Below are 5,963 nucleotides of genomic sequence, written 5' to 3'. Positions count from 1 at the left end.
CGCGCGGCGGCACCGTGCGGGCGCCTTCGGCCGCCGCCTTGTCGCGTGCCGGCCCGGTGAGCTTGCCCATGTGCGCGGTCGGTGCAAACGGTGCATTGGCCAGCGGCGGCACGCGGTTGGGTTCGGTGGCGATGAAGTCAATCTCGCGCTCATTCCACAGGTCCAGCATCTTCTGGTCGGGCAGGCAGCCGATCAGGCCCGGATGAATCAGGCCGGCAAACTCGACGCCGGGGATATGGCGGCTCTTGGTGAACATGCCATTGAAATCCCAGATCGACTTTTGCGCCAGCGGAAAGTGATCGGTCAAAAAACCGCCGCCGTTTTGCTTGGAGAAAAATCCGTTGAAACCCCACATGCTTTCGGGCCTGGCACCAATGTCCAGCAGGTCCACCACCAGCAGGTCGCCGGGCTCGGCGCCTTTCACGCCGACCGGGCCGGACAAAAAATGGACGATGGACAGGTCGATGTCGCGGATGTCGTCAGCGCTGTCGTCGTTCTTGATGAAGCCGCCGGTCCAGTCGTAGGTCTCCAGGATGAAATCGTCGCCCGGGTTGACCCAGCAGGTCATAGGCACATCGGGGTGCCAGCGGTTGTGGATGTTTTCGTTGGCGTAGGGGGACTGGTTCAGGTCGACTTTGATCAGGGTTTCAGCCATGGTGCACCTCTTGAGTAAAACAAACAAAAAAATGGTTTTCAGACCGACAGGTATTGCCGGATGCGTGCCACATCGGTATCGGCGCGCGCGGTCTCGTGGACCAGCCGGCCGCCTTCGATCACAAAGAGCCGGTCGGCCACGTCAAGCGCAAACGAGAGCACCTGCTCCGAGACCACGATGGTGATGTCGCGCATCTTGCGGATCTCGTTCAGCGCCCTGGCGATGTCCTTGATGATGGAAGGCTGGATGCCCTCGGTCGGCTCATCCAGCAGCAGTACTTTCGGATTGGTGACCAGCGCGCGCGCAATGGCAAGCTGCTGCTGCTGCCCGCCGGAAAGGTTGCCGCCCTTGCGCTTTTTCATGTCGAACAGCACCGGAAACAAGGCATAGATTTCATCGGGTATCTGCTTGTGCCTGGCGTTCTCCAGGCCGGTCTGGATGTTTTCTTCCACCGTGAGGGTGGGGAAAATCATCCGGCCCTGCGGCACATAGGCAATGCCCTTGGCCACGCGCCGGTAGCTTTCGTCCCTGGTGACATCCTGGCCGCCCACCTCTACCTGGCCCGATTTGGTGGGCAGCACGCCCATCAGGCTTTTGAACAGCGTGGTCTTGCCCATGCCGTTGCGCCCCATGATGGCGATGGTTTCCTTGGACCGCGCCTCGAACGAGATGCCGTGCAGCGCCTCGCTCTGGCCGTAGGCGACAAACAGATCCTTGACTGCCAGCATGTTTGAGTCCTTTGCGTTCTTGAATTAAATAGGGTCCGGTGACCCGGCTCAATGGCCGAGGTAAACGTCGATGACCCGGGGGTCGTTCTGGACCTTGTCCATCGAGCCTTCGGCCAGAATTTTTCCCTGGTGCATCACCGTGACCTTGTGGGCAATGCGTTTCACGAACTCCATGTCGTGTTCGATCACGATGAGCGAACGGTTGCGGGCGATGCGCTGCAGCAGCTCGGCCGTCAGTTCGCGCTCGCGCACGCTCATGCCGGCAATCGGCTCGTCGAGCATCAGCAGCTCGGGGTCCTGCATCAGCAGCATGCCGATTTCCAGCCACTGCTTTTGCCCATGCGAGAGCAGGCCGGCCTCGGCGTTCAGTTGCTCGGCCAGGCCAATGTCTTCCACCACGGCCTGGATCCGTGCCCGGACCTCGTCGTCGCACTTGAAAGCCAGCGCGCCAAATACGCTGCGGCCTTTCGGGTAAGACACCTCCAGGTTCTTGAAGACACTGAGGTTTTCATAGATCGACGGCGTCTGGAACTTGCGGCCTATGCCGGCGCGCACGATGCGGTGCTCCTGCAGTCCGCTCATCTCCTGGTTCTTGAACTTGATGCTGCCACTGGAAGCCCGGGTCTTGCCGCAGATCAGGTCCAGCAAGGTGGTTTTTCCCGCGCCGTTGGGGCCAATGATCACGCGCAACTCGCCACGGTCCACATACAGCGTCAGCTTGTCGATGGCCTTGAAGCCGTCAAAGGACACGGTGAGGTCTTCCACCGCCAGAACGAAATCGGTATTGCTCATGAGAAAGTTTTCCTGTGCTTGGCGACCATGGGCTGATCAGCCGTGTTGCTTGCTGATGCCGGCGGGCAGCTCGCCTGCATCCGGTGCGATCACGTTCGGGAAGGCGGCATGCGCGGCAGCCAGACGCCGGGCTTGCCGGGCCCGCTGGGCCCGCCGCCTGGCCCACCAGGGCTTGAGCTTTTCCTCGTACAGGCCGGCCAGTCCGTTCGGGAAAGCCATCACCACGCCAATGAACAGCGCGGCCATCAGGAAGAGCCAGAGGTCGGGCGCGGTTTCCGAAAAATAGGTCTTTCCCGCATTGACGAGCAAGGTGCCGTAGACCGCACCCACCAGGCTCATGCGCCCACCGACCGCAGCGTAAATCACCATTTCGATGGAAGGCACGATGCCGACGAAAGACGGCGACATGAAACCGACCTGGAGCGTGAACATGGCCCCGCCGATGGCCGACATGGCCGCCGCCAGGCAAAAGGTGAACACCTTGAACATCGACACGTCGTAGCCCGAGAACCGCACCCGGTCTTCCTTGTCGCGCATGGCCAGCAGCAGCGTTCCGAGCTTGCTGGTCTGGACCCAGCGGCACAGCAGGATGCAGCCGATCAGCAAGCCGCCATTGACGAAGTAAAGGATGAGCTTGGCGCTGTCGGTGCGCGTGTCCCAGCCAAGCAGCGTCTTCAGGTCGGTCATGCCGTTGACGCCGCCCGTGTAGCCCTGCTGCCCAATGATCAGCACCGTCACGATCAGCGCCACGGCCTGCGTGATGATGGCAAAGTAAACCCCGCCCACGCGCCGCTTGAACATGGCGTAGCTGACGATGAAGGCCAGCAGCGTCGGCACGGCAATCACGAGGATCAGCGTCAGCGTCAGACTCTGGAAGGGCTTCCACAGCAGCGGCAGCGCGGTGATCTGGTTCCAGTCCATGAAGTCTGGAATGCCCGGCGTGGACTGGATCTTGGTCGAGATCGGATCGGACGCTTCGAGCTTGAGGAACATGGCCATGCAATAGCCGCCCAGGCCAAAGAACACGCCCTGCCCCAGGCTGAGCGTGCCGCCCCAGCCCCACAGCATCACCAGGCCGATGGCGACAAAACCGTAGGTCAGGTACTTGCCCACCAGGTTCAGCCGAAAGCTGTCCAGCGCGAGCGGAAACACGACAAGAATCACAAGGGCCAGCAGCAGCACGCTGCCCAGGCTTGAGGTTTTTATCCAGTGCAATAAGTTCTTCATGGTTCTTCTCGGGGTTGCTCGGGGTTGGATCGGTACGGGCTGGGACGGCTTAGCGGCGGACCTTGGAGGCGAACAGGCCTTGCGGACGGATCATCAGGATCAGCACGATCAGGGACAGCGTCAGCACCTTGGCCATGGAGCCGGTCAGGAAGAACTCGGCAATAGACTGCGTCTGTGCGATGCCGAAGGCCGACGCCACGGTGCCCAGCAGGCTGGCCGCGCCGCCGAAGGTCACGACCAGGAAGGCGTCCACGATGTAGAGCGACCCGGATGTCGGGCCGGTCGAGCCAATGGTGGTGAAAGCCGCACCGGCGATGCCGGCAATGCCACAGCCAATGGCGAAGGTCAGGCGGTCGGTCCGGCTGGTGTTGATGCCGATGGCATTGGCCATCATGCGGTTCGACACCGAGGCGCGCACCCGCAGGCCCCAGCGCGATTTGTAGAGCGCAAGCATCACGCAAACAGTCACCAGCAAGGTCAGGCCCATCACGAACATGCCGTTGATCGGGATGTCCAGGCCTTCCTGCGGCGACCACGATCCCAGCAGCCACTCGGGCAGCGCAGGGCTGACTTCCTTGGGGCCAATGAAGGTGCGAAAGCATTGCTGCATGCCCAGGCTCAGGCCCCAGGTGGCCAGCAGCGTGTCAAGGGGCCGTTTGTACAGATGCCGGATCAGCGCCCATTCGGCGAGCCAGCCCACGGCAAAGGCCAGCACGAAAGCGAGCAGGATCGCAAACGGAAAGTAATAGGCGACGAAGCCGGGAAAGCGGGCTTCGACGAAGGTGGACACCATGTAGATGGTGTAGGCGCCAATGGTCATGAACTCGCCGTGCGCGAGGTTGATCACGCCCATCTGGCCGAAGATGATGGCCAGGCCCAGCCCCATTAATAGCAGCACGGCAAACAGGCTCAGGCCGGCAAAGCCCTGCATCATGGTGATGTTGATGATTTCAGAAACGGTCATGGTGCGCTTTCCGCCGGAGTGAAACTTCTGGAGATTTAAAAGACCGCCCCTGGCGGAGCGGCCTTGCCTGCTAAACCCGGCTTATTGGTAGCCTTTTGGAAACGGATCCGGCTTGATCAGCTCGGCCGACTCGGCCACCACCTTGAAGCTGGCGTCGCGCTGGCCCTGGCCGATGCGTGCTTTGCTCCACAAGTGATGGTTGGCGTCGAGCTTCACGTAGCCTTCGGGCGCCGTTTTCAACTCAATGCCGGGCGAGGCCGCAACGACTTTGTCCACGTCAAAGCTGCCGGCTTTTTCAACCGCCGCTTTCCACAGCCAGGGGCCCAGGTAGCCGGCCTGCGTCACGTCGCCGATCACTGAATCCTTGCCGTACTTGGCCTTGAAGGCCGCAACAAACTTCTTGTTGTTGTCGTTGTCCAGAGACTGGAAGTACTTCATGGATGAATAGAAACCGGCGAAATTCTCACCGCCCACACCGGTCATTTCGTCTTCGGTCACCGACAGGGTCAGCAGGAATTGCTTGTCACCGGTGATGCCTGCCGCCTTGAGCTGCTTGTAGAAGGCTACGTTGGAGCCCCCCACCACGGCGCAGAAGATGCAGTCGGGCTTGGCAACCTTGATCTTGTTGATCAGCGAGTTGAAGTTGGTATTGCCCAGCGGGTAATACTCTTCGCCGACGACCTTGCCCTTTTGGTAGGCCTCGATGTGCTTGCGCGCAATTTTCATCGACGTGCGCGGCCAGATGTAGTCAGAGCCGACGAGGAAGAAGGTTTTGGCCTTCTTCTCTTTTGCGCCCCAATCCAGGCTCCAGATAATTTGCTGCGTGGCTTCCTGGCCGGTGTAGATCACATTCTTGGACTGCTCCAGGCCTTCATAGAAGGTCGGGTAGTAGAGCAGGCCGTTTTCTTTTTCAAAGATGGGCAACACCGCCTTGCGTGAGGCCGATGTCCAGCAGCCAAACACGGCGGCGCAGTGATCGTTGACCAGCAGTTTTTTGGATTTTTCGGCAAAGGTGGGCCAGTCGGACGCGCCGTCTTCCTTGATGACCTTGATCTTGCGGCCCAGTACGCCGCCCATGGCGTTGATCTGGTCAATCGCGAGTTGTTCGGCCTGAATGGAGCCGGTTTCGGAAATCGCCATGGTGCCGGTGGCCGAGTGCAACTGGCCTACGGTGACTTCCGTGTCCGTGATGGCCAGCTTGGTGGTGTTGACCTTGGCGCTCGGGAACTGCTGCGCCAGCACCAGCGACGGAACGCCGGCCAGCGGCGACATGGCCATCAACTGCAGCAACCTGCGGCGCGTGGCTGAATCAGGAATAGTGGAAAGCGGAGAAGACGAATCAGCTGACATATGGGCTCCTGGAAGGTGGGGGGGTTTCCGCATCCCGTTACCAGGTCTGCGTTGGAGTGAAATTTATCTGCTGCACCTGTATTCAGGAATACGTCAATTGACGTAGTGCGCTACGCACAGGGCGGCGCCACACTGGCAGGCCATCCACACGACAGGAGTACAAAGATGCGACATGGTGATATTTCAGGCAGTGCGGATTGCGTCGGCGTTGCCGTCGTGAACTACAAGATGCCGCGGCTGCACACGC

General features: G+C 60.5%; 6 protein-coding genes. All 6 read right to left on the bottom strand.

Annotated features, from left to right (window positions below; genetic code table 11):
* A partial coding sequence (locus IV091_RS16605) for an acetamidase/formamidase family protein (RefSeq protein WP_293470366.1) occupies positions 1-655 on the bottom strand: 655 nt, incomplete at its 3' end.
* A 38-nt stretch (positions 656-693) separates the two neighbouring features.
* The gene (urtE, locus tag IV091_RS16600; protein ID WP_293470365.1) at positions 694-1,383 is read right to left on the bottom strand and encodes an urea ABC transporter ATP-binding subunit UrtE; all 690 of its coding nucleotides are present in this window, start codon (positions 1,381-1,383) and stop codon (positions 694-696) included.
* Positions 1,384-1,431: 48 nt separating this feature from the next.
* On the bottom strand, positions 1,432-2,175 hold the full coding sequence (gene urtD / locus IV091_RS16595; RefSeq protein ID WP_293470364.1) for an urea ABC transporter ATP-binding protein UrtD: 744 nt from the start codon (positions 2,173-2,175) through the stop codon (positions 1,432-1,434).
* Positions 2,176-2,211: 36 nt separating this feature from the next.
* Positions 2,212-3,402, bottom strand: a complete 1,191-nt coding sequence (gene urtC, locus IV091_RS16590; protein ID WP_293470363.1) for an urea ABC transporter permease subunit UrtC — start codon at positions 3,400-3,402, stop codon at positions 2,212-2,214.
* Positions 3,403-3,451: 49 nt separating this feature from the next.
* Complete coding sequence (gene urtB, locus IV091_RS16585; RefSeq protein WP_293470362.1) at positions 3,452-4,366, bottom strand: urea ABC transporter permease subunit UrtB; 915 nt, start codon at positions 4,364-4,366, stop codon at positions 3,452-3,454.
* Positions 4,367-4,447: 81 nt separating this feature from the next.
* Complete coding sequence (gene urtA, locus IV091_RS16580) at positions 4,448-5,716, bottom strand: urea ABC transporter substrate-binding protein (RefSeq protein ID WP_293470361.1); 1,269 nt, start codon at positions 5,714-5,716, stop codon at positions 4,448-4,450.
* Positions 5,717-5,963: the final 247 nt, after the last annotated feature.

This window comes from Polaromonas sp. (genome assembly GCF_018780625.1).
GTDB lineage: Bacteria > Pseudomonadota > Gammaproteobacteria > Burkholderiales > Burkholderiaceae_C > Polaromonas.
Note: the sequence above shows the minus strand (reverse complement) of the source record. Positions and strands in the feature narration are given on the sequence as shown.